This window comes from Mycobacterium sp. IS-836 (assembly GCF_001954275.1).
Classification (GTDB): Bacteria; Actinomycetota; Actinomycetes; order Mycobacteriales; family Mycobacteriaceae; genus Mycobacterium.
In genome coordinates this window covers 143982-163420 of sequence record NZ_MBEU01000010.1, presented here as the reverse complement: position 1 = coordinate 163420, position 19439 = coordinate 143982, and the positions used below count along the sequence as shown (strand labels likewise).

Here is a 19439-nt window from a genome sequence, read left to right as displayed (position 1 = left end):
GTCACATTCGGCCTCCAGCGTGACTGCAGCGTCACGTTCGGGCTCGGCTAGGAAACGTACTCGAGCAGTCGCGGGATCGGCGCCGGGTCGAGCTGCAGCGCGTCGGACATGTGTAGCTGACCGGCGTTGGCGACCATGTTGTCCAGGATGGCCTGCAGGTCGTCACCCTCGAGTTCGTAGATGGCGACATACGGACCCTGCCCGTCGACCGGACGCAGCCGGCGCGCCGCGACGATACCGTCGAGCGCCAGCAGTTCCGGTATGTGAACTTCGTCGTACCAGGTGTTGTACTCGTCCTCGCGATCGGGCGCACTGGGCACACTCTCCACGAGCATGATTCCCTTGGCCATCGTCGCCGCCTCTCCTGTGACTACTCGTAGCGCACCGTAATCGAGTCCGTGTCGGGCACGCCCTGGCACGTCAGAATGTAGCCCTCGGCCACTTCGTCCTCTTCGAGAGCGTCGTTGACCCCCATGGTCGCGCGGCCCGCCTCGAGCTTGGCCATGCAGGTTCCGCAGTTGCCGGCCTCACAGCTGAACGGCGGCTCCAGGCCGGCCCGCCGCGCGGTTTCCAGCAGCGTCTCGCCCGGGACCAGCGGTACCGACACCTTCTTGCGATCGAGATAGATCGTCACCGTGCCGGCCTCGGCGCCGTTTGAATCGGGATCTGACACAGTCTCCTCGATGATGCGGGCCGTCACCATGGCCGCCCTCCCATATTTGCATTCTTCAGTATAGAGAATACTATTCTCCCTAAGCGATAGGATCTTCTCAAGTCGGGCTGGACAGCTGGAAGGAACGAGACGTGACCGAGCCGGCCGCGCTCGTGTTCGAGGAACGGCGATTCACCCTGCCCCAGCTCGATGCGCTGGCCAACGGGCTGGTCCGGGCCCTGGCCACAAGCAATGTCGCCGCGGGTCAGCGGGTCGCGCTCATGGCCTCCAATCGGCCGGAATTCGTCGCCGCCCTGCTCGCGATCTGGCGTCTTGGTGCCGCCGCGGTGCTGCTCAGCCCGGCGTGGAAGCGCCAGGAGGTCGACCACGCGCTGGCGCTGACCAATCCGGGCCACGCCGTCGGGGACCATCCCGTGCTGGCCGAGTTGATGCCGATGTTGCATCTGGACGAACCGATCACCCCCGCGGAACTGACGTCCTCATGTTCGCTGCCGCCGGAGGGCGACGCGGTGCTTGCCTTCAGTTCGGGTACCACCGGCCTGCCGAAGGCGGTCCGGCACACTCACGCTTCATTGAGTGTGGCCGTGCAGCACTGGCGCGACGCGCTGCAGCTGACACAGCGTGACCGCATTCAAATCGCCACGCCCCCTTCACATATCCTCGGCCTGCTCAATATCCTGACGGCGCTGCAGATCCGAGCGTGGACGCGGCTGCATCGCCGCTTCGACATCGACCAGATCCTGCGTCATATCGAAAACGACCGCATCACAGTCGAGATGGCGGTGGCCCCCATCGCGCTAGCCATCGCCTCGCACCCAGACCTCGAGTCCTACGACCTATCGTCGCTGCGCTTCATCATGTGGGGCGCGACGCCGGTCAGCGCCGACATCGCCGAGACGGTGACCCGACGTACCGGCGTCGGTTGGGTGCCCGCGTACGGCACCACGGAACTGCCCGTCATCGCGTGCAATCCACTCGACGGGGCCCGACTGGACGCGGTCGGTCGCCCCGTGCCGGGTGTGGACCTGCGGGTGGTCTCGCTCGAGACCGGCCAACCGGTCAACCCGGGCGAGGTCGGTGAGATCCAGGCGCGGTCGACGTCGCTGATGGCCGGCTACTTACCGGCCGAGGCGACCGAGGACGCGATGTGCGACGGCTGGTACCGGACCGGGGATGTGGGCTGGCTCGACGCCGACGGTTGGCTGCGGATCACCGACCGCCTCAAAGAAATGATCAAAGTGCGCGGCTTTCAGGTCGCGCCGGCCGAAATCGAGACGGTGCTGCACGGCCATCCGGCCGTCAAGGATTGTGCGGTGTTCGGCGTTCCCGACGGGATCAACGGCGAGGCAATCGTGGCCGCCGTCGCGGTGCATGGCCGGGTTGACGCCGCGGACCTGATCGCCCGAGTGGATGAGAAGCTGGCGTCCTACAAACGCCTGAACCGGATCGTGTTCGTACCCGATATCCCTCGCCTGCCCTCGGGCAAGGTGCTGCGCCGAGTCCTAAAGGAGCGCTATGGATGTACGTCTGACAGCTGAACAGCAGCAACTGCGTGACGCCGCCGCCAAGCTGGCCGACGATCTGGGCCCCGGGGCGGTAAACGACCTGGCCGACGAGGAGCGAATTGCCCGGCTGGACAAGCAGGTTACGACGACGGGTTGGCGATCGCTGCGTTCCGATGGGGCCACCGGCGTCGAGGTGGCCATCGTCGCCGAGGAATTCGGGCGCCGACTGGTCGACGCACCGTTTCTGGGTCCGGTGCTGGCCGATGATCTCGCCTGCCATATCGATGCAGACGCGTCGGGCGCGACCATCGCTGTCGATGGCCGGGTGATCGACGCGCGCGGCGCTCGACGAGCCCTGTTCCTTTCCGGTACCACGGTTTTGGCGACGGAGGTGGGCGACGCCCGGACCGTCGCCGATTTGACCCGGGCCGAAGCGGCCGCGGTCGGATCGCCGACGGTTCTCGGCGAGGTGTCCGCGGACGTGGCCACGCGGTGGCGGGCACTCGCGTTGGTGACCACGACGGCGGACCTGGTGGGAACCGCCCGCGGCGCTCAGGCCGTCGCGGTCGACTACGCGAAAATCCGCGAACAGTACGGCAAAGCGATCGGCTCCTACCAGGCGATCGCCCACATGTTGGCCGAAAGCCTTGCGCTGATCGAAGGTTCGGTGAGCGTGTTGCGCCATGCTGCGTGGGCGGTTGACGAACTGACGCCCGCCGAGGCCGTCCGAGCCGCCCAGGTTGCGAAGATCTACTGCGCCCGCGCCGCCCGAACGGTCTGCGAGAACGCGGTGCAGGTGCATGGCGGCATCGGCAATACGTGGGAGTGCGTGGTGCATGTCTACCTGCGGCGCGCGCTGACATCGACCGAGTTGTGGCCAGTAATGCTGAAGGAGATCGACCTTGGACTTTCGTGATTCAGCTCAGGAGGCCGAATTCCGCGAGCGGCTGCGATCGTGGCTTTCGGTGCACGCCAAGGAGTTCTCCGGCTCGGGTGACGAGTATTGGGAGCGCATGGCCGACTGGCATCGGGCGTTGTACGACAACGGCTTTTTCGGCCTGTCCTGGCCGCACGACTACGGCGGGCAAGACCTGCCCGCCGTGTACGACGTGATTGTCGACGAAGAACTGGTGCGCGCCGGCGCTCCGCCGCGCCCCAGCGTCGGCTACCTGGTCCACGGCATCGGCAGGCACGCCAGCGACGAACTGCGCAAGCGCTTCCTGCCCGGCATCATCAGTGGCACCGAGCGTTGGTGTCAGGGTTTCAGCGAGCCCGGCGCCGGTTCGGACCTGGCGTCGCTGACCACCACCGCCACCCGCGAGGGTGACAACTACGTTGTGCATGGACACAAGATTTGGACGAGCTACTCCGACGTCGCGGACTGGTGCCTGCTGCTGGCCCGCACCGACCCCGACGCCAAGCGCCACCGCGGCCTTTCGGCGTTCGTCATCGCCATGAAACAGCCTGGCGTGCAACAGCGCCCGCTGCGCATGATGAACGGGGTCACCAACGAATTCGGTCAGGTGTTCTTCGACGGCGCGATCGTGCCGGCGGACCGGATAGTCGGCGCTCCGGGCGACGGCTGGGCGGTCGCCATGACCGTCGTGGGACACGAGCGCGAACCGTCCACGCTGGGTTATGCGGCCAGATACGGCAAGCTTGTCCGAGAGCTGTTGGCGCGCAATGACGGTCCGATATCCGAAGAGTTGGCGTGGGCGGCCGTCCAGTCGGAAATGCTGACCCACCACGTCCGGCGGCGGCTGTCCGAACAGCTGGACGGGGTGTCGCACGGGCCCGAGGGTTCGCTCGACAAGCTGCTGATGACCTGGGTCGAGCAATCGGTCGGCCACGCTGCACTGGCCGTCACCGGAACCCGCGATCCCGATCTGCTCGGCGCCTATTTGTACAGCCGTGCGCAGAGCGTCATGGGTGGGACATCACAGATACAGAAGAACATCATCGCTTCGCGAATCTTGGGATTGGGAGTCTGAATGTACGATATGCCTGCCGAAATCGATGTCCGTGCCGAAGGCCCATTGCGGATCATCACCCTGAACCGGCCGGAGTCCCTCAACTCGGTCAACGACAACCTGCACGTCGGGCTCGCGCGGCTGTGGCAACGATTGACCGACGACCCCTCGGCCCGCGCGGCGGTGATCACCGGGGCGGGCAGGGCGTTTTCGGCGGGCGGAGATTTCTCGTATCTCAAGGAGCTGTCGGGAGATGCCGAGCTGCGCGCCAAGACCATCCGCGATGGCCGCGAGATCGTGCTGGGCATGGCGCGGTGCCGAATCCCGGTGGTGGCGGCCGTAAATGGCCCAGCTGTCGGACTCGGCTGCAGCCTGGTCGCGCTCAGCGACATCGTCTACATCGCCGAAGATGCCTACCTCGCCGACCCGCATGTGCAGGTCGGGCTGGTCGCGGCCGATGGGGGACCGCTGACCTGGCCGCTGCACATCAGCCTGCTGCTGGCCAAGGAGTACGCGCTGACCGGCACCCGCATCAGCGCGCAGCGCGCCGTCGAACTCGGTCTGGCCAACCACGTGGCGGCCGATCCGGTCGCGGAGGCAATCGGTTGCGCCAAAAAGATTTTGGAGTTGCCTCAGCAGGCGGTCGAGAGCACCAAGCGGGTGCTCAACATCCATCTGGAGCGGGCCGTACTGGCCAGTCTCGACTATGCGCTGTCGGCCGAAAGCCAGTCCTTCGTAACCGAGGACTTCCGGTCGATCGTCACCAAGCTGGCGGCGGGCAAGAACTGACTCGCTGAGACCGCGATTCAGTCGTTATGCCGCAGGAACTCACGCATCACCTCATCGAACCGGTCCGGCTCCTCGATGAACGGCATGTGAGAGCTCGACTCGAATAACTCAAACCGCGAACCCGGGATGCGCGCGTGCATGTCCCGCATGTGTTCGGGCACGCATTCGTCGTACCTGCCGGCGAGGATGAGCGTCGGTGGCGAGATTTCGGCCAATCGGTCGAACACGTCCCAATCCCGAATGGTTCCGACGATGCGAAAGTTGCTCAGCCCGAACATGGTTCCGTAGACCTCGTTGTTCATAGTCCGGAACGACTCTTCGAGCTCCGCCGGCCATGGACGAACGCGGCACAGATGCGTTTCGTTCCAGGTGCGGATCGCGGCGTGATATTCGGACGCGTATGTCGTGCCGCCGGCTTCGTGCCGGTCGATGCTGGATTGTGTGGCCGGATCAAGCTCGGATTTCAAGCGCGCCACCATCTTCGAGAATTCGGGTATCGACGCGAAGCTGTTGGAGATCGTCAGACTTGCAGCCCCGGACGCGACGTCAAGCACGTACTGTTGGGCCAACATTCCGCCCCACGAATTGCCGAAGATGTGAAAGCGGTTCAGCCCCAGCGCCTGTACCACGGCATCCATTTCGGCCACCGAGCGTTCCATCGTCCAAAGCCTGCGGTCGGACGGGCGTTCGGACTTGCCACACCCGAGCTGATCCCAGAAGATGACTTCGCGCTCGTCGGCCAGGCGTTCCAGCGAGCTCATGTAGGTGTGCGGCATACCCGGACCTCCATGAACCGCGAGCAGCGGATAACCCGCCCCGCCGCCAACCCGAGTGAACCAGACGTTCCCGCCCGGGACCGCGATCATTCCCTGAGTCATCCGTCCACCATCGCAAATCCGCGCGTTTCCCGCAGCCTGCCCACAAGTGCCGCCGCAGTCCTGGCAGGATAGGGCAATGACCAGCGTCGCTAACCCGGTTCCGCCGCAGGATCTTTCGGGGATCGTCGGCCACCGCTTCATCTACACCTATGCAAACGGGTGGCAGTACGAGATGTATGTCAAGAACGCCTCTACCATCGACTACCGCATCCACTCCGGGCATGTCGGAGGCCGTTGGGTCAAAGACCAGAAAGTCAACCTCGTCCAACTCGACGACGACAGTTTCAAAGTGTCCTGGAGCGAACCCACGGGCACTTGCGTGGCGGTTAACATCCTCCCCGCCAAACGCCGCATCCACGGCGTCATCTTCTTCCCGCAGTGGGTCCGCACGCATGGCGAGCGCACGGTCTGCTTCCAGAACGAACACCTGGATGAGATGCGGGCCTACCGCGACGACGGCCCGACCTACCCCATCTACGAAGTCCCCGAATTCGCCTACATCACGTGGTTCGAATACGTCGGAACGGACGACGAGACCGTTATCGACACCGGTCCCGAAAACCTGCCCTCGGGATGGTCCAACCGCACCAACTAGTCGGCGACAGGGTCGCTCCTTGCAACTCAGACTCTCAAAATGAGAGAATAGGGTTCTCGCAAGCTGCGCCGCTGAACTGGAGAAGACCCGTGCCCGAAGCCGTCATCGTTTCCGCCCTGCGCACCCCGATCGGCACCGCGCGCAAGGGAACGCTGCGCGACACCAGCGCATTCGACCTCGCGCACCATGTCGTCTCCGAGGCCGCCGCGGACCTCGATCCCGCGCAAGTCGACGACGTGATCCTGGGCGAGGGCCTTTACGGTGGCGGCGTGCTGGCTCGGCACGCGGCCATCACGAGCGGCCTGACCCAGGTGCCCGGTCTGGCCAACAACCGGCACTGCGCGGCGGGTCAGGCGGCGGTGCAGAGCGCGGCGGCCAGCGTGCGGGCCGGGATGGACCAGCTCGTCATCGCCGGGGGTGTGAACTCCGCGTCCACGTCGCCGCGGTCACGCATGCAAGTGGACGGCGAGTGGGTCGACTGGTTTCCGCCGACCCACCCCGACCGTCCCGATGCGCCCAACCTCGACATGTCGATCACGGTGGGGTGGAACGCTGCGGTCAAGGCGGGCGTGAGTCGCGAAGAGATGGATGCCTGGGCGCTGCGCTCCCACCGCAATGCCATCGCCGCAATCGACGAGGGCCGCTTCAAAGAAGAGATCGTGCCCATCGAGACGCCGCACGGGCTGTTTTCGGTCGACGAGCATCCCCGCCGTGACACCAGCATGGAGAAGCTGGCCGCACTCAAGCCGCTGCATCCCGAGATCGAGGGCTTCTCGATCACCGCCGGGAATGCCTGCGGAGCCAACGACGGTGCCGCAGTGTTGACCATCGCGAGCGAGCGGCTCGGGCTGCCCGCGCTGGCCACCGTGCGGTCCTGGGCGTCCGTCGGCGTCGACCCGGCGATCACCGGCTTGGCTCCGGTGGAAGCGATCCCGAAAGCGCTTGGCCGCGCGGGGCTTTCGATCTCCGCCGTGGATCTGTTCGAAATCAACGAGGCATTCGCGGCCATGTGCGTGGCTACCGTCAAGATTCTCGATCTCGACCCGGACAAGGTCAACGTCAGCGGCAGCGGCTGCTCGCTGGGACACCCCGTCGCGGCAACCGGGGCCCGGATGCTCGTCACGCTGGTGCACGAATTGCGCCGCCGCGGCGGGGGAATCGGCGTCGCGGCCATGTGCGCAGGCGGCGGGATGGGCTCGGCGACGGTCATCGAGGTCGCTGCGCCATAATGCGCAAATGACCATCGCCGACCTAATTGCCGGTGCGCGCAACGGGTCTCCGCGGGCGGCGGGTCGGCTGCTGAGTCTGGTCGAGGGTGACCGGCGCGACGAGGTGTTGGCGAGCATCGAGCCCTCGTCGGCATGCGCGGGCGCGATCATCGGCATCACCGGACCGCCGGGCGCGGGCAAGTCGACGACGATCGCGGCGCTGGTCGGCGCCTATCGCGAGCGCGGGTGCCGGGTGGCCGTATTGGCCGTGGACCCGACGTCGCCGTTCAGTGGAGGCGCGCTGCTGGGCGATCGCATTCGAATGGCCGCGCATATCAACGACTCCGATGTGCTGATTCGGTCGGTGGCAACGCGCGGCCATCTCGGGGGGCTGGCCGCCGCCGTTCCGGCCGCCATTCGCCTGCTGGGCGCGATTGGTTACGACGTGGTCATGCTCGAGACGGTGGGTGTGGGGCAGTCCGAGATCGAGATCGCCGCCGTCGCCGACCCAACCGTCGTCATCCTGAATCCCGGGGCGGGCGACGCGGTGCAGGCCGCCAAGGCGGGTGTGCTCGAGGTCGCCGACATCGTGGTCGTCAACAAGGCCGACCGCGACGGTGCCGAACAGACCGTGCGGGATCTGCGCGCCGAAACCAAGGCCCCGATCGTCAGCCTCGTTGCCGCCCAGGGTGAAGGCGTCGCTGACCTGGTCGCGGCTATCGACGACCACCGCCGCACCGACAGCCGCGACCGTCGACTGGCCCGGGCGCGGGCGCAGATCCTCTCGCTGGCCCAAACACGGCTGCGCGGCCGCCCGGACCTCGACCGGCTCGCCGAGTCAGTGGTCGACGGCCACGATGATCCGTACACGGCGGCCGAAAAGCTGCTGGCCCCCGGCACTCAACGCCCGGACTGAACGTCGCCGTGTCCCCCAATCGGGGGAATGTGCGTTCATCACTTTTGCGAACCGATCGGCGGAGGTGCGCCCACCCATACCGATCTACGTTGAGCTTGTGTCTAAGAAGGCGGTCAAACGCCCAAACGATCGGTTAGGAGACCGGGACATGGCTCGCACCTCGAAACTGTCGGCGAAACCCTCGGCCGCGCCTGTCGGTGAGCAGCTGGAGCTGTACCGCCGGATGTGGGCACTGCGTCTGCTCGACATGGCATTGGAGGAGTCGCGCATCGACGGTCTGCTCAACGGACCCATGGTGGCCGCATTCGGTCAGGAAGCCGTGGCCGTGGGCGCTACCGCAGCGCTTCGACCGGGCGACATCATCAGCACCGCCATCCCCCATTTCCAACACGCACAGCAGATCGGTCTGTCGCTCCCGCTGGGTCCGGCCATCGCCGAAATATTCGCCCCGAGCCGGGAGGTGGGCGGCGCGTCCAACGAAGACCCGTTCGCCGCCGAATGGAAGCTGATATTCGCCAGCTCAAGCCCGTTGAAGCAATCGGTCATGTTCGCGCTTGGCGATGCCTACGCGCAGCAAGTCGCCGGCGCAGGCAAAGTCACACTGTGTGTTATCGGCGATGAGGACTCGAACTCCGTCGAGTTCGAAACGGCCGCGCGCATAGCCGTTTCGTGGCGGCTTCCCGTGGTGTTCGTCGTCGAGGACATTCGCACCGGATCGGGGGTGCGCCGCGGTGCACGCGAGAGCCACGGAATGCCCGTGCTCCTGGCCGACGGTAGAGACGTTGCGGCGGTGCATAAATCGGTCGCCCACGCGGTAGAACGAGCGAGCGTCGGCGGCGGCCCCACCGTGGTCAAGGCGGTCACCTACCGCACTAATCACCCCTCTAGCGTCGATCCTTTGGTCTTCGCCCGGCGGCAGCTGACCGGTGCCGGCGTCAGCGACGACCACCTTTACGAGGTCGAACGACGGGCTCGCCAAATGATGGCGGAGGCCATGTCATCCGCGAACGCACTGTTGGGCGCGGAGGATCCGGCTTCGTGAGTGAGCGGCACCCGCCGTCGCCCGCTAGCTGAGCAGACCTTGCCGCATGGCTTCCGCCACGGCGGCCGCGCGATCGCCGACCCCGAGCTTTTCGTAGAGGCGTTGCACATGGGTCTTGACCGTCGACGGCGCGACGTAGAGCTCGGCTGCGATCGCGGGGATGCTTTGGCCGCGGGCAATCCGATTGAGCACCTCGCGCTCTCGCGCGCTGAGCACGGGTGCCGTGGGTGCTGCACGCTGGCGGATTTCCGCGGCGAGGCCCCCGACGAGTCCGGGTGCGACGACGTCGCGACCCTCCGCGCAATCGAGGACCGCCTTGACGATTTCGGCGCGGGTCGAGTCCTTCAGCAAGAAGCCGGCGGCGCCCTGCTGCAGTGCCTGAAACACGATCGCCGGCTCGTCGTGTGCCGAGAGAAGCAACACGCGGGTCGGCAACTGCTGACTTCGCACCGCCGCCGCGACCTCGGAGCCATCCATGCCGGGCATTCGGTAGTCGAGCAATGCGACATCCGGGAGGTGCGTCTTGATCAATTCCAGTGCCGCCGATCCGTCATCGGCCTCGCCGACCACGTTCACCGAACCGCTCGAGGCAAGTGCGCGCACTACACCCTCGCGAAAGAGCGGGTGGTCGTCACCAACGACCACACGCACTTCGGCGGGCGTAGCCGCGTCGGCCATGGCGATGAGTGTAGCGGTTTATCGAAAGCATTCGTTCGCGATTTCGGGTGCTCTGCTGCGTTTTCGCGCGATTTGCCACGGGCGCGCCGGCGCGGATGAGTACGGTGATCGGGTGGCGGTGGCCAGCGACGCAGAACTGAACCGGGTGCGCAGGATCCACCAGCTGCGCTCGTATCGAATCGCGTCGGTCCTTCGGATCGGCGTGGTGGGCTTGATGATCGCTGCGATGCTCAGCGACACGCGCCGGTCCGAATGGCCCCAGCAAACCGTGCTGATCATCGGGTACGGCTTGATGGCGCTGTGCGCGCTGACGCTGGCCTTCTCCGGCAGCCGACGATGGCTCGCACGCGGCCGGTTGGCCGGCGTCGGCCGCGTGGAGCCGTTTGCGTTCACCGTCATCGACGTGATCGTGCTGACCGTCTTTCAGGTGCTGTCCACCAACGGACTGCACCCGCTGCTCATCATGACGGCGTTGCCGATCCTCATCGGGCTCGACGTCTCCTCCCGGCGAGCGGCGGTGGTGTTGATCTTCTCGATGGTGGGGTTCGCGATCGCGGTGCTCGAGGACCCGGAAATGGTCGGCTCGATCGGCATCACCGAGGCCACGTTCCGGTTCCTGCTCTACGGGTTCCTGTGTGTCACAGCGTTTGTCGCTGTACGCGTCGAAGAACGGCATACCCGGTCGGTGGCCGGGCTCAGCACACTACGCGAGGAACTGCTGGCTCAGACAATGACTGCGTCGGATGTGGAGCAGCGCCGGATTTCGGAATCCATCCACGACGGACCGCTGCAAGACATCCTGGCCGTGCGCCAAGAGCTCGTCGAGTTGGATACGGCGTTTCCTGGTGACGAGCGAGTCGGTCGCGCGATGGCCGGGCTGCAGGCTGCCTCGGACCGATTGCGGCAGGCGACGTTTGAGCTGCATCCGGCCGTCCTCGAGCAGGTCGGATTGGGTGCGGCGCTGCAGCAGCTAGCCGCACACACCGCCCAGCGTTCTGGTATCGACGTCTCGACGGACATCGATTACCCGCTTCGCAACGAGATCGACCCCATCGTCTTCGGGGTGGCGCGGGAGCTGCTGTCCAACCTGGTGCAACATTCTCAGGCCGGCAATGCTTCAGTTCGCCTTGGGATCAACGAAGGCAGCTGCGTTTTGGACGTGGTCGACGACGGCATGGGATTCACCGACGACGCGATGGCGCGCCGCCTGGGCGAGGGACACATCGGGCTAGCCTCGCACCGGGCGCGGGTCGAAGCGGCGGGCGGAACGTTCGTCTTTCTCGATGTTCCGGTGGGCACTCACATATGCGTCGAACTGCCGCTGAAGCAGTAATCGAGTCGGCCCTAAGCGCCGGCGCCGCCGACCTTTTCGATGCGGATTCTGGTGAGTAGCCCCGATGGGGAACCCGGCGGCGGAAAATGCTCGCTGGATCCCAGCATGACGTCGGCCAGCTCGGTCAACAATTCGGGTGCGCCGCCCTCGACGATGCGGGCGGACCCAGTGACGGACAGATACGGTGTGGGCTGCCCGGGATGGGGCTCCTTGGAAAGGATTGTCAGAGCCACGCGGGGGTCCCGGCGAATGTTGCGGGTCTTTCGGTACTCGCTCAGATGCGCGCTCACTAGCTCGTCGCCTTCTGGCGTGGATTGGAGCGCAACCCATACGACCGACACATGGGGGCTACCGTCGGGGTTGATCGTAACCAGGGTGGCGTCTGCGCCGTCGCCGAGAAATTTGCGCATGCCGTCATCGAGTTTCATTTTGTCCCTTTCATTTTGGCGGTAGTGGATCGTGCGCGGCGGGTTACTCGCGTTTTCGTCGCTGGTTGACGGGCGGACAGGTCAATCCATTTCAGCGCCCACAGATTGATGTCGAGCAGGATGTCACCGAGCTCGACGCCCTTCTCTGTCAACCGATACTCGACGCGCGCCGGACGGCCGTCGCCGAGAAAGCGCTCGACCAAGCCCTCGTCTTCAAGGTCCTTGAGTCGCTGGGACAGCAGCTTGTCCGTCATATCGGGGATAGACGCGGCTATCTCGCCGAACCGCTTCGGGCCGGTGACCAGTGCGCGCAGCACCATCGGTGCCCAGCGGCGGGTCAAGATGTCGCCGGCCGCGGCGTAATACGGGCAATACGGCAGCCACGCCGTGGGTTCGCGGCTGTGGTCCATGTCTCACCCGCTTCCTATCCTATAGATAGCTCGCTATTCTGCAGATAGTAACATGAACGGCCACCATGTGGCGGTGTATCGGGACGAGAGGGACCGATCGATAGCAGTACCCCTCGGAGCCGCGAAAGCCCTGCGGCGCCAGCGCTTTTCGTCGCTCCGGATGGTCAATTGACGAATGAAAGGTAGGGTTTCGCATGCCCACGCTCGATCGCCACGACAACGTCTTCGTTCTCGACCTCGGCGACGGTGAGAACCGCTTTCACCCCGACTGGATCTCTTCCGTCGACGCCGGGCTGGAAGAGGTGGAGAAGGCCCACGGACCCCGGGCCCTCGTTACCGCCGCCACCGGGAAGTTCTACTCCAACGGTTTGGACCTTGACTGGCTATCCGCCCACGCCGACCAACACATCGACTACGTCGTTTCCGTTCACCAACTCTTCGCGCGAGTGCTGTCCCTGCCGGTGATCACTGTGGCCTCCGTGCAGGGACACGCCTTCGCCGCGGGCGCGATGTTCACCCTGGCGCACGACTTTCGCGTCATGCGCGCCGACCGCGGCTTCTGGTGTCTGCCCGAGGTGGACATCAACATCCCGTTCACCCCTGGCATGGCCGCGCTCATTCAGGCCCGGTTGGCGCCGCAAACCGCGCATCAGGCCATGCTCAGCGGACACCGCTACGGCGGGACGGACGCCGTCGCGGCCGGCATCGTTGACGACGCGGTGGCAGAGGATGTGGTGCGCGCCAAGGCCATCGAACTCGCCGCCGCGCAGGCGAACAAGGCCGGCGACACTCTGGGCGCCATCAAGGCCCGCATGTATGCCCCGGTCCTTGTCACCTTGCGCGACACCGTCACCCCGTTGGGCTGACCCCGGCGTCGACACCACCAAGGAGAACGATCGTGACCACAGAAATCGCTGCCATGACCGGCCTGGAACTGATGCGCTGGGTGCAAAGCGAACGCCCCACCGATATACCGTGGATCGGCCGCCTGCTCGGCCTGCGCTTCGACGAGCTCGACCACGGACGTGTCGTGATGTCCCTTGACACCCGTCCCGAATTCGCCAACCCCCTTGGCACCGTCCACGGCGGTATCGCCGCTACCCTCCTCGACTCGGTCATGGGCTGCGCGGTCCATACCACCCTGCCCGCCGGCGTCAGCTATACCACCTTGGAAATCAAGGTCAACTACATCCGTGCCGCCAGCACCGATGGCCAAACCCTCACGGCCACAGGCACCGTCGTTCATTCCGGACGCCGCACTGCGACGGCTGAGGGCCGGGTCGTGGACCAAGACGGCAAGCTTGTCGCCCACGCCACCACCACGTGCATCATCCTTCCGGCGGCCTAATCGGCGTGGGAATCGTTGTGTGGCTGCAGATATCCGGTGAGCAGAAGGACGATTTCATCTTCGAGCTGTTGGAAGTCAACGGGGCTCGGCGAGGTGACGAGCCGGTGAACGAGCGATTCGATCGTCGCCACCACGATTTGGGCGTTCAGTCTGCTGGCACGCACGTCCGGGTGCTGCTCGAGTAATCGGGTGGTCGCATCCACCGTCAGCTGCTCCAAGTCGTGCAGCCGCGCCAGGAACTCCGGCGCACGAGGGGCCTCTTCGAACAGCACGCGATGCAGGCGCGGATTGTCGCGGTGGTTGTCGATGGTCGCGCGCACAAATAGCCGCAGCGCATCGTCGAGCCGTTGCGGCATACCATTCGCCAACCGCTCACCGAGCAACCTGGCGCCGGCATCGACGTGCGAGTCCATCAAGGCTCGCAGCACGGCGTCCTTGTTCGGAAAGTATTGATACAGCGAGCCGATCGAGATCCCGGCGCATTCGGCGATTCGATTGGTGGTGCCGGCGGTGTAGCCGTGGTCGGCGAAAACGCGAGCCGCAGCATCCAGAATCCGTTGCCTGGTCTGGGCGGCCCGCTCCTGTTTGGGCTGCTTACGCTCCCTAAATCGGTTCGTTGGCGCGATCGCGGATCTCCTGGGAAATGCGAGTAGTCAACCGGCGCTTTCACCAGCAGAATTAGGGTACCCTAACTACCGCCGAAGGAGTACCGGTGCGAACCGTCCACCTCGAAACAATCCTGCCGACCGACGCCGACAGGGTGTGGTCGGCGATGCTGTCCCCGGTCACGTTCCTGTACGTCTGTAAGGGCCTTCTGGGGTTTCCGGCGCTGGCGGGACGCTCGGACGTACTGCGCGTGGGCGAGCGCGGAACCGGATGGTTGCTCGCATTCCATGTGATACCGGCCTACCGGCACACGATTGAAATCGTCGAGGTGGATCCGGCGCGCAGAACGGTGCGCACCCACGAGAACGGCGGACTCCTCAAGGCGTGGAACCACACGCTGCATGTCGAACCGATCGATGCACGCTCGAGCCGATACAGCGACACCGTCGACGTCGACGCGGGAGTTGCGACCGCGTTCGTCGCCGCGCTCGCGAAGGGGATTTATCGCTATCGGCACCGGCGCTGGCGCAAACTCGTGCGCAAGCACCTGTTGCCGGAAGGCCCCTCGTACGCGAGTTAGGCCACCGGCAGCGTCAGTCGAACGCGGTGGGCAGAGCCGGGTTCAGCCAGTGGGTGTGCATGAGACGTAGTTGGGATTCGAGTACTCGTGATGTGGACAGCGGGGGCAGCTCGTCAAGAGCGAACCAGTCGATCGCCGCGGTTTCGGTGGGATCGGGTGGGACTCGGGACTGTTCGGTGCAAAGGAAAAATAGCTTGTAGACGTGAAATGGGAGATGCGGCCGGTGGCCCTGTTTGTCGCGGTCCAGCACCGCGACAAGCTTGTCCACACTGACGTTCACGCCAGCTTCTTCCTGTACCTCCCTGACGATGGCCTCCGCGGGGCTCTCCAAAACGTCGCACCAGCCGCCCGGCAAGGTCCAGCGACCGTCCGAGCGTTCCTGGACTAGAAGCACTTTGGCCTTCGAATCAAAGACGCCGGCTCGCGCATCGACCTTGGGCGTCATGTAGCCGGAGTCGAGGGCAACGATCGCACGCAGCTGCTCAAGCTCGCTCTCGCAAATGAGGCCCATCAGCGCTTCGCCGCACCGGCGTACCTGCTCATACCGTTGCCTGTCATACGGGTCGCCGGCGAAGGTGAGCCCGTTTTGCGCCACAGCAAGGAGGGTTAGGGCCTGTCGGCGAATCTGATCGGCGGCATCCGAATCCGACGAAGTCATGTTGTCCAGTTTCCACCCGCACTGGGGTCGCTTATTAGTAAGCGGTAGCCGGCGTCGAAATGCTCTTGCCCGATCGGGTCGCCGCGTCGCGAGATAGCTACCGCCGATCTGGTCATAGGCAACCATCGATTCAGCATGACGCAAGCTGAATCCGCTGCGCCAGGTTCCCCGTGAAAATGCTTGGACCATCGGCCGCACCGGCGACTACCGTCTCCACCGTGAACCTTGACGCCGTCACCTTTAGCAAGCAGTGGGAACGGGCATGGAATGCCCACGACGTGGAGTCGGTTCTCGAGCACTTTCACCAGGACGTGGTGTTTACCTCGCCAGTGGCAGCCAAGCTTCTGCCGGACACAGCGGGGATCGTGCTTGGCAAGGCGTCCCTGCGCCATTACTGGACCAAGGCATTGCAGCGAATTCCCAACCTTCGGTTCGTCGTCGAGGACGTCTACCAGGGAATCGAGACCATCGCCATCGTGTACCGGAACCAAGACAATACGCGGGTTTGCGAAGTTTTACGGTTCGGCGATGGTCTGGTGATCGAAGGGCACGGAACGTATCTCGTTGCACCGTAAAGGCATCCAAGACAGCCGAGGCGAAGGAAAGCGGTGATGACGGATCTGTTGAACGTTGCGATCATCGGCGATTTCGATAGCTCGTATGCGCCTCACGTAGCCACCAACGAAGCGATTCGCCATTCCGCGAGTCCGCTCGGATTGGATGTCTCCGTGGCCTGGGTGGCCACTGAATCACTCGAGACCGACCTGAGTTCGCTGACGACTGCGGATGCGCTCTGGTGTGCACCCGGCAGCCCATATCGCAGTTTGCTGGGGGCGCTGGCCGCGCTGCGTTTCGGGCGGGAAAACGCCGTGCCCACTCTAGGTACGTGCGGCGGGTGCCAGCACATCATTTTGGAGTACGCCCGTAACGTGCTGGGCTTCGAAGATGCTCAGCATGCCGAGTACGATCCGTACGCTTCCCGGCTATTCATCTCGGCGTTGACTTGCTCATTGGCAGGCCGGACCATGCCCGTCAACCTCGAACCGGAATCCATTGCCGCCCAGTGCTATGGCATGCGGAGGGTCAACGAAGAGTACTACTGCAACTTTGGACTCAATCCGGACTTCCGTCAGGTACTTGAAGAAGGCGGACTGCGTGTCACCGGACAGGACGACGACGATGAAGCTCGGGTGTTTGAACTACCCGAGCATCCGTTTTACGTCGCCACATTGTTTGTGCCGCAGAACCGCTCGACTATCGAGAGCCCGCACCCGCTCGTGACGAGACTTCTGTCTGCAGCCGCAACACGCTAACGTATGCCACCTGCAGCGCCGAACGTGTACTCGGTGCGAGATTTGCCCGGGTTTTTCGCACTCAGTACACGTTCGGCGCAAGGCTAAAGGTCGACGGACTTGCCGGTAGCGGCTGCATGGCCGGCGCGATAGCCGAAAACCATTGCCGGACCAATGGTTCCGCCGGCGCCGCCATAGGCCCGGCCGGTTACGCCGGCCATTGCATTGCCGGCGGCAAAGAGCCCGGTTATCGGCTCACCACTAACGTGGAGCACACGGCCGTCAGGATCGGTACGCGGCCCGCCCTTGGTGCCCATCGAACCGATGCACACCGGCACCGCGTAATAGGGGGCGGTGTCGATCGGGCCGAGCGTCTTTCCGGCCAGAGTGGTGGCGCTGTCGTCGCCCCAGTAGCCGTCGTATGCGCTCGAGCCGCGGCCGAAATCGGGATCCGCGCCCGCGGCGACCTGACGGTTCCATTCCTGAACCGTCCGGTTGAGACCTTCCGCGTCGATACCGGTCTTCGCAGCCAACTCCGCAAGATCCGCCGACTCGCAAAACCAGTCCGGAACCGGTTGTCCGGGAGCAATACCCAGAAATCCGTAGCGCTGCAGGTGCACCGAATCGAACACGATCCAACCGCGATCATTCACATAACCCCCGCGCGGATCGAGATAGTGGAAAGCGCCGGCCATCGAGTTGTAGTCGCATGCCTCGTTGACGAACCGGCGGCCGGCCGCATTGACGATGATGCTCCTCGGCCGGGTGCGCTCCAGACGTACGCTGCGGCTGCGCGGCTCGCCGTCGATGGTGTCGCCCGGGATCCGCACGATCGGCACCCACCACGCCTCGCCCATGTTGCCCAGATCGGCGCCCTGCGCCATCGCCATGCGCAGCCCGTCGCCGGTGTTATTCGGCGGGGAGACCGCGCCGTGCATCGGTCCACGCAAAAAGGCCTGCGCCAGAACGGGATCCCATTCGAAACCGCCGGTGCCCAGGATGACACCGCGTCGAGCCCGCACTCTCAGGCTTCCTCCGGGCACGGCCACCCGCACACCGGTGACCTCCCCACCCTCGGCGAGAAGTTGTTCGGCCCGCGCATTCACCCGCGGCGTCACCCCGACGTCGAGCAACCCTTTCAGAAGCCCGGCGATCAGGGCGGTCCCGGCGACGCACAGGTGGCTCGTCCGTTCGTCTATGGCGGCGTGCAACCGGGCTCGGGTCTCTGCATCGAAACCGACGTTGGACCAATCGGCGGGAAACGACGTGATCCGCGTGGCCCACTCGTCCAATTGGGCGAGATCGAAGGGGGCGGCGCTGAACGACCGGCCTCCCGTCGGTTGTCCGCCCGGCAACTCCGGTTGGTAATCGGGGAAGCCGGTGGCGATCTCGAAGCGTAGACCGCTGTGCGCTTCGACGAAGTCGAGCATCGCCGGGCCGGTTCGCACGAACGTCTCGACCAGGGCGTCGTCCATCGAGCCATGGGACTGCGCGCGCAAGTACCGCAACGCATCCGCGACCGTCAATTCGCCATCGGGAGAACGGTTATGGGCCGGGATCCACACGATGCCACCCGACACGGCGGTGGTCCCGCCGACGGTCGGTGCCTTCTCGAAGACCGCAACGGACGCCCCGGCCGCGGCGGCCGACAGCGCGGCGGTGAGCCCGGCGCCGCCGCTGCCAAGCACGACGACATCGACTTCGGAGTCCCAAGGCATGGACTGATATCCCTTCAGCTCAGTAGCTCGGACAACTGCGTTGCGGCACGGATGACCGCATCCTTGCCGCGCATCACGACATCTTCTCGATGGGAGATGAGGTTGATACACGTTGGGGGAGAGGGGGCTTGGCGGCGGACCGGAACGGCCAGGCCGTACGTGTTCGGCTCGATCTCCGCATACGTCGTCACCCAGCCGCGTTCGCGAGCGCGTGCGACCAGATCCCGTTCGCCCGGACGCGCGGGCATGCTCGCGAGCAATGCGATCCCAGCGGCACCGCGCTCCAACGGATATCGGCTGCCTTCATGGAAGGCCAGTTGGTAGGCGACGTGGCTCGGCACGATCACCGCGACCGCCACCTGCTGGTCGCCCTCGGCGACGAGCAACGACACCGTGGTCCCGAGTTCGTCGGCCAGTGCGCGCAGCGTGGGCAGACTTAGTTGGCGCACGTTGCGATCGAACGACGCGCCCAGCACGGCAAGGCCGGCGGCGGGTCGGTAGCGCCCGTCCTCTCCCTTGGCAACCAACCGGAACTGAGCCAACGTCGACAGCAAGCGATACGCGATGGTCCGGTGCACTCCGACTTGGTCGGCCAGCTGCTGCACGGTGAGCCCGGCCGGCGAGGCCGCCACCATCTGCAGCGCGGTCAGGCCCCTGGCCAGTGTCTGCGAACCGCTCCCAGAACCCGTCACAGCCTTGACAGACCTCCATGCGAGAGCGAAGCTCTATATATAACGCACATTGTTGTGCGATATTAGCACACGAGATAAGTCCAAATCGAGAACGAGATTTCCCCCAGCTGCAGCCAGAGA

General features: G+C 65.0%; 24 protein-coding genes. 14 read left to right on the top strand and 10 right to left on the bottom strand.

Translation table 11 applies throughout. The annotated features are described in order from the left end of the window. Positions 1 to 47: 47 nt before the first annotated feature. Positions 48 to 350 (bottom strand): DUF4286 family protein, encoded by a 303-nt coding sequence (locus A5747_RS05210; RefSeq protein ID WP_076122595.1) that lies wholly within the window; start codon positions 348 to 350, stop codon positions 48 to 50. Positions 351 to 370: 20 nt separating this feature from the next. Continuing rightward, complete coding sequence (locus tag A5747_RS05205) at positions 371 to 703, bottom strand: 2Fe-2S iron-sulfur cluster-binding protein (protein WP_076122594.1); 333 nt, start codon at positions 701 to 703, stop codon at positions 371 to 373. Positions 704 to 804: 101 nt separating this feature from the next. Between A5747_RS05205 and A5747_RS05200 the strand changes: the two genes are divergently transcribed. From A5747_RS05200 to A5747_RS05185, 4 genes are read left to right on the top strand one after another with little or no spacing between them, the layout of a single operon-like run. Further along, positions 805 to 2211 carry a class I adenylate-forming enzyme family protein gene (locus tag A5747_RS05200; RefSeq protein WP_076122593.1) on the top strand — a complete coding sequence of 469 codons (1407 nt, stop codon included), beginning with the start codon at positions 805 to 807 and terminating at the stop codon, positions 2209 to 2211. Then, positions 2189 to 3094, top strand: a complete 906-nt coding sequence (locus A5747_RS05195; RefSeq protein ID WP_076122592.1) for an acyl-CoA dehydrogenase family protein — start codon at positions 2189 to 2191, stop codon at positions 3092 to 3094. The genes A5747_RS05200 and A5747_RS05195 overlap by 23 nt, the downstream gene beginning before the upstream one ends. Further along, positions 3081 to 4169: an acyl-CoA dehydrogenase family protein gene (locus tag A5747_RS05190; RefSeq protein ID WP_076122591.1), complete on the top strand. Its 1089-nt coding sequence runs from the start codon at positions 3081 to 3083 to the stop codon at positions 4167 to 4169. The genes A5747_RS05195 and A5747_RS05190 overlap by 14 nt, the downstream gene beginning before the upstream one ends. Continuing rightward, a complete protein-coding gene (locus tag A5747_RS05185) occupies positions 4170 to 4937 on the top strand; it encodes an enoyl-CoA hydratase/isomerase family protein (RefSeq protein WP_076122590.1) in 768 nt (255 codons plus the stop codon). It begins immediately after the preceding gene. Positions 4938 to 4954: 17 nt separating this feature from the next. Here the strand turns inward: A5747_RS05185 and A5747_RS05180 are convergent, their stop codons facing one another. Further along, complete coding sequence (locus tag A5747_RS05180; RefSeq protein ID WP_198938131.1) at positions 4955 to 5803, bottom strand: proline iminopeptidase-family hydrolase; 849 nt, start codon at positions 5801 to 5803, stop codon at positions 4955 to 4957. A gap of 88 nt (positions 5804 to 5891) precedes the next feature. Between A5747_RS05180 and A5747_RS05175 the strand changes: the two genes are divergently transcribed. From A5747_RS05175 to A5747_RS05160, 4 genes are all read left to right on the top strand, one after another. Then, entirely contained in the window at positions 5892 to 6410 is a 519-nt protein-coding gene (locus tag A5747_RS05175; protein WP_076122588.1) for a phenolic acid decarboxylase, read from the top strand. Between the two features lie 89 nt (positions 6411 to 6499). Further along, positions 6500 to 7639 carry a thiolase family protein gene (locus A5747_RS05170; protein ID WP_076122587.1) on the top strand — a complete coding sequence of 380 codons (1140 nt, stop codon included), beginning with the start codon at positions 6500 to 6502 and terminating at the stop codon, positions 7637 to 7639. Between the two features lie 7 nt (positions 7640 to 7646). Beyond that, positions 7647 to 8534, top strand: coding sequence for a methylmalonyl Co-A mutase-associated GTPase MeaB (meaB, locus tag A5747_RS05165; RefSeq protein WP_076122586.1), 888 nt, complete (start codon positions 7647 to 7649; stop codon positions 8532 to 8534). Positions 8535 to 8682: 148 nt separating this feature from the next. Then, positions 8683 to 9576 (top strand): thiamine pyrophosphate-dependent enzyme, encoded by an 894-nt coding sequence (locus A5747_RS05160; RefSeq protein WP_076122585.1) that lies wholly within the window; start codon positions 8683 to 8685, stop codon positions 9574 to 9576. Between the two features lie 24 nt (positions 9577 to 9600). Here A5747_RS05160 and A5747_RS05155 read toward each other — a convergent pair whose 3' ends face one another. Then, positions 9601 to 10254: a response regulator transcription factor gene (locus A5747_RS05155; protein WP_076122584.1), complete on the bottom strand. Its 654-nt coding sequence runs from the start codon at positions 10252 to 10254 to the stop codon at positions 9601 to 9603. A gap of 112 nt (positions 10255 to 10366) precedes the next feature. Between A5747_RS05155 and A5747_RS05150 the strand changes: the two genes are divergently transcribed. Continuing rightward, entirely contained in the window at positions 10367 to 11587 is a 1221-nt protein-coding gene (locus A5747_RS05150) for a sensor histidine kinase (RefSeq protein ID WP_076122756.1), read from the top strand. 11 nt (positions 11588 to 11598) lie between these two features. Here A5747_RS05150 and A5747_RS05145 read toward each other — a convergent pair whose 3' ends face one another. Together A5747_RS05145 and A5747_RS05140 are read right to left on the bottom strand one after the other, a co-directional pair. Next, entirely contained in the window at positions 11599 to 12015 is a 417-nt protein-coding gene (locus A5747_RS05145) for a PPOX class F420-dependent oxidoreductase (RefSeq protein WP_076122583.1), read from the bottom strand. Continuing rightward, entirely contained in the window at positions 12012 to 12425 is a 414-nt protein-coding gene (locus A5747_RS05140; protein ID WP_076122582.1) for a helix-turn-helix domain-containing protein, read from the bottom strand. Before A5747_RS05140 ends, A5747_RS05145 begins: the two co-directional genes overlap by 4 nt. Before the next feature lie 194 nt (positions 12426 to 12619). Between A5747_RS05140 and A5747_RS05135 the strand changes: the two genes are divergently transcribed. Both A5747_RS05135 and A5747_RS05130 read left to right on the top strand, forming a co-directional pair. Then, entirely contained in the window at positions 12620 to 13291 is a 672-nt protein-coding gene (locus A5747_RS05135) for an enoyl-CoA hydratase-related protein (RefSeq protein WP_076122581.1), read from the top strand. Positions 13292 to 13344: 53 nt separating this feature from the next. Beyond that, a complete protein-coding gene (locus A5747_RS05130; RefSeq protein WP_198938130.1) occupies positions 13345 to 13773 on the top strand; it encodes a PaaI family thioesterase in 429 nt (142 codons plus the stop codon). On the opposite strand, the gene A5747_RS25735 is transcribed toward A5747_RS05130, so the two are convergent. Continuing rightward, positions 13770 to 14399 carry a TetR/AcrR family transcriptional regulator gene (locus A5747_RS25735; RefSeq protein ID WP_076122579.1) on the bottom strand — a complete coding sequence of 210 codons (630 nt, stop codon included), beginning with the start codon at positions 14397 to 14399 and terminating at the stop codon, positions 13770 to 13772. The two genes, A5747_RS05130 and A5747_RS25735, sit on opposite strands and share 4 nt — an antisense overlap. Before the next feature lie 86 nt (positions 14400 to 14485). Here A5747_RS25735 and A5747_RS05120 point away from each other — a divergent pair, with 86 nt between their 5' ends. Further along, positions 14486 to 14959, top strand: a complete 474-nt coding sequence (locus tag A5747_RS05120) for a hypothetical protein (RefSeq protein WP_076122578.1) — start codon at positions 14486 to 14488, stop codon at positions 14957 to 14959. Between the two features lie 13 nt (positions 14960 to 14972). Here the strand turns inward: A5747_RS05120 and A5747_RS05115 are convergent, their stop codons facing one another. Beyond that, positions 14973 to 15806, bottom strand: a complete 834-nt coding sequence (locus A5747_RS05115) for an NUDIX hydrolase N-terminal domain-containing protein (protein WP_233147956.1) — start codon at positions 15804 to 15806, stop codon at positions 14973 to 14975. Between the two features lie 29 nt (positions 15807 to 15835). Between A5747_RS05115 and A5747_RS05110 the strand changes: the two genes are divergently transcribed. Together A5747_RS05110 and A5747_RS05105 are read left to right on the top strand one after the other, a co-directional pair. After that, positions 15836 to 16192, top strand: a complete 357-nt coding sequence (locus tag A5747_RS05110) for a nuclear transport factor 2 family protein (RefSeq protein WP_076122576.1) — start codon at positions 15836 to 15838, stop codon at positions 16190 to 16192. A gap of 36 nt (positions 16193 to 16228) precedes the next feature. Then, positions 16229 to 16930: a CTP synthase gene (locus A5747_RS05105; protein WP_076122575.1), complete on the top strand. Its 702-nt coding sequence runs from the start codon at positions 16229 to 16231 to the stop codon at positions 16928 to 16930. Between the two features lie 83 nt (positions 16931 to 17013). Here the strand turns inward: A5747_RS05105 and A5747_RS05100 are convergent, their stop codons facing one another. Together A5747_RS05100 and A5747_RS05095 are read right to left on the bottom strand one after the other, a co-directional pair. Next, positions 17014 to 18627 carry an FAD-dependent oxidoreductase gene (locus A5747_RS05100; RefSeq protein WP_076122574.1) on the bottom strand — a complete coding sequence of 538 codons (1614 nt, stop codon included), beginning with the start codon at positions 18625 to 18627 and terminating at the stop codon, positions 17014 to 17016. Positions 18628 to 18641: 14 nt separating this feature from the next. Beyond that, positions 18642 to 19319 carry an IclR family transcriptional regulator gene (locus A5747_RS05095; RefSeq protein ID WP_076122573.1) on the bottom strand — a complete coding sequence of 226 codons (678 nt, stop codon included), beginning with the start codon at positions 19317 to 19319 and terminating at the stop codon, positions 18642 to 18644. Positions 19320 to 19439: the final 120 nt, after the last annotated feature.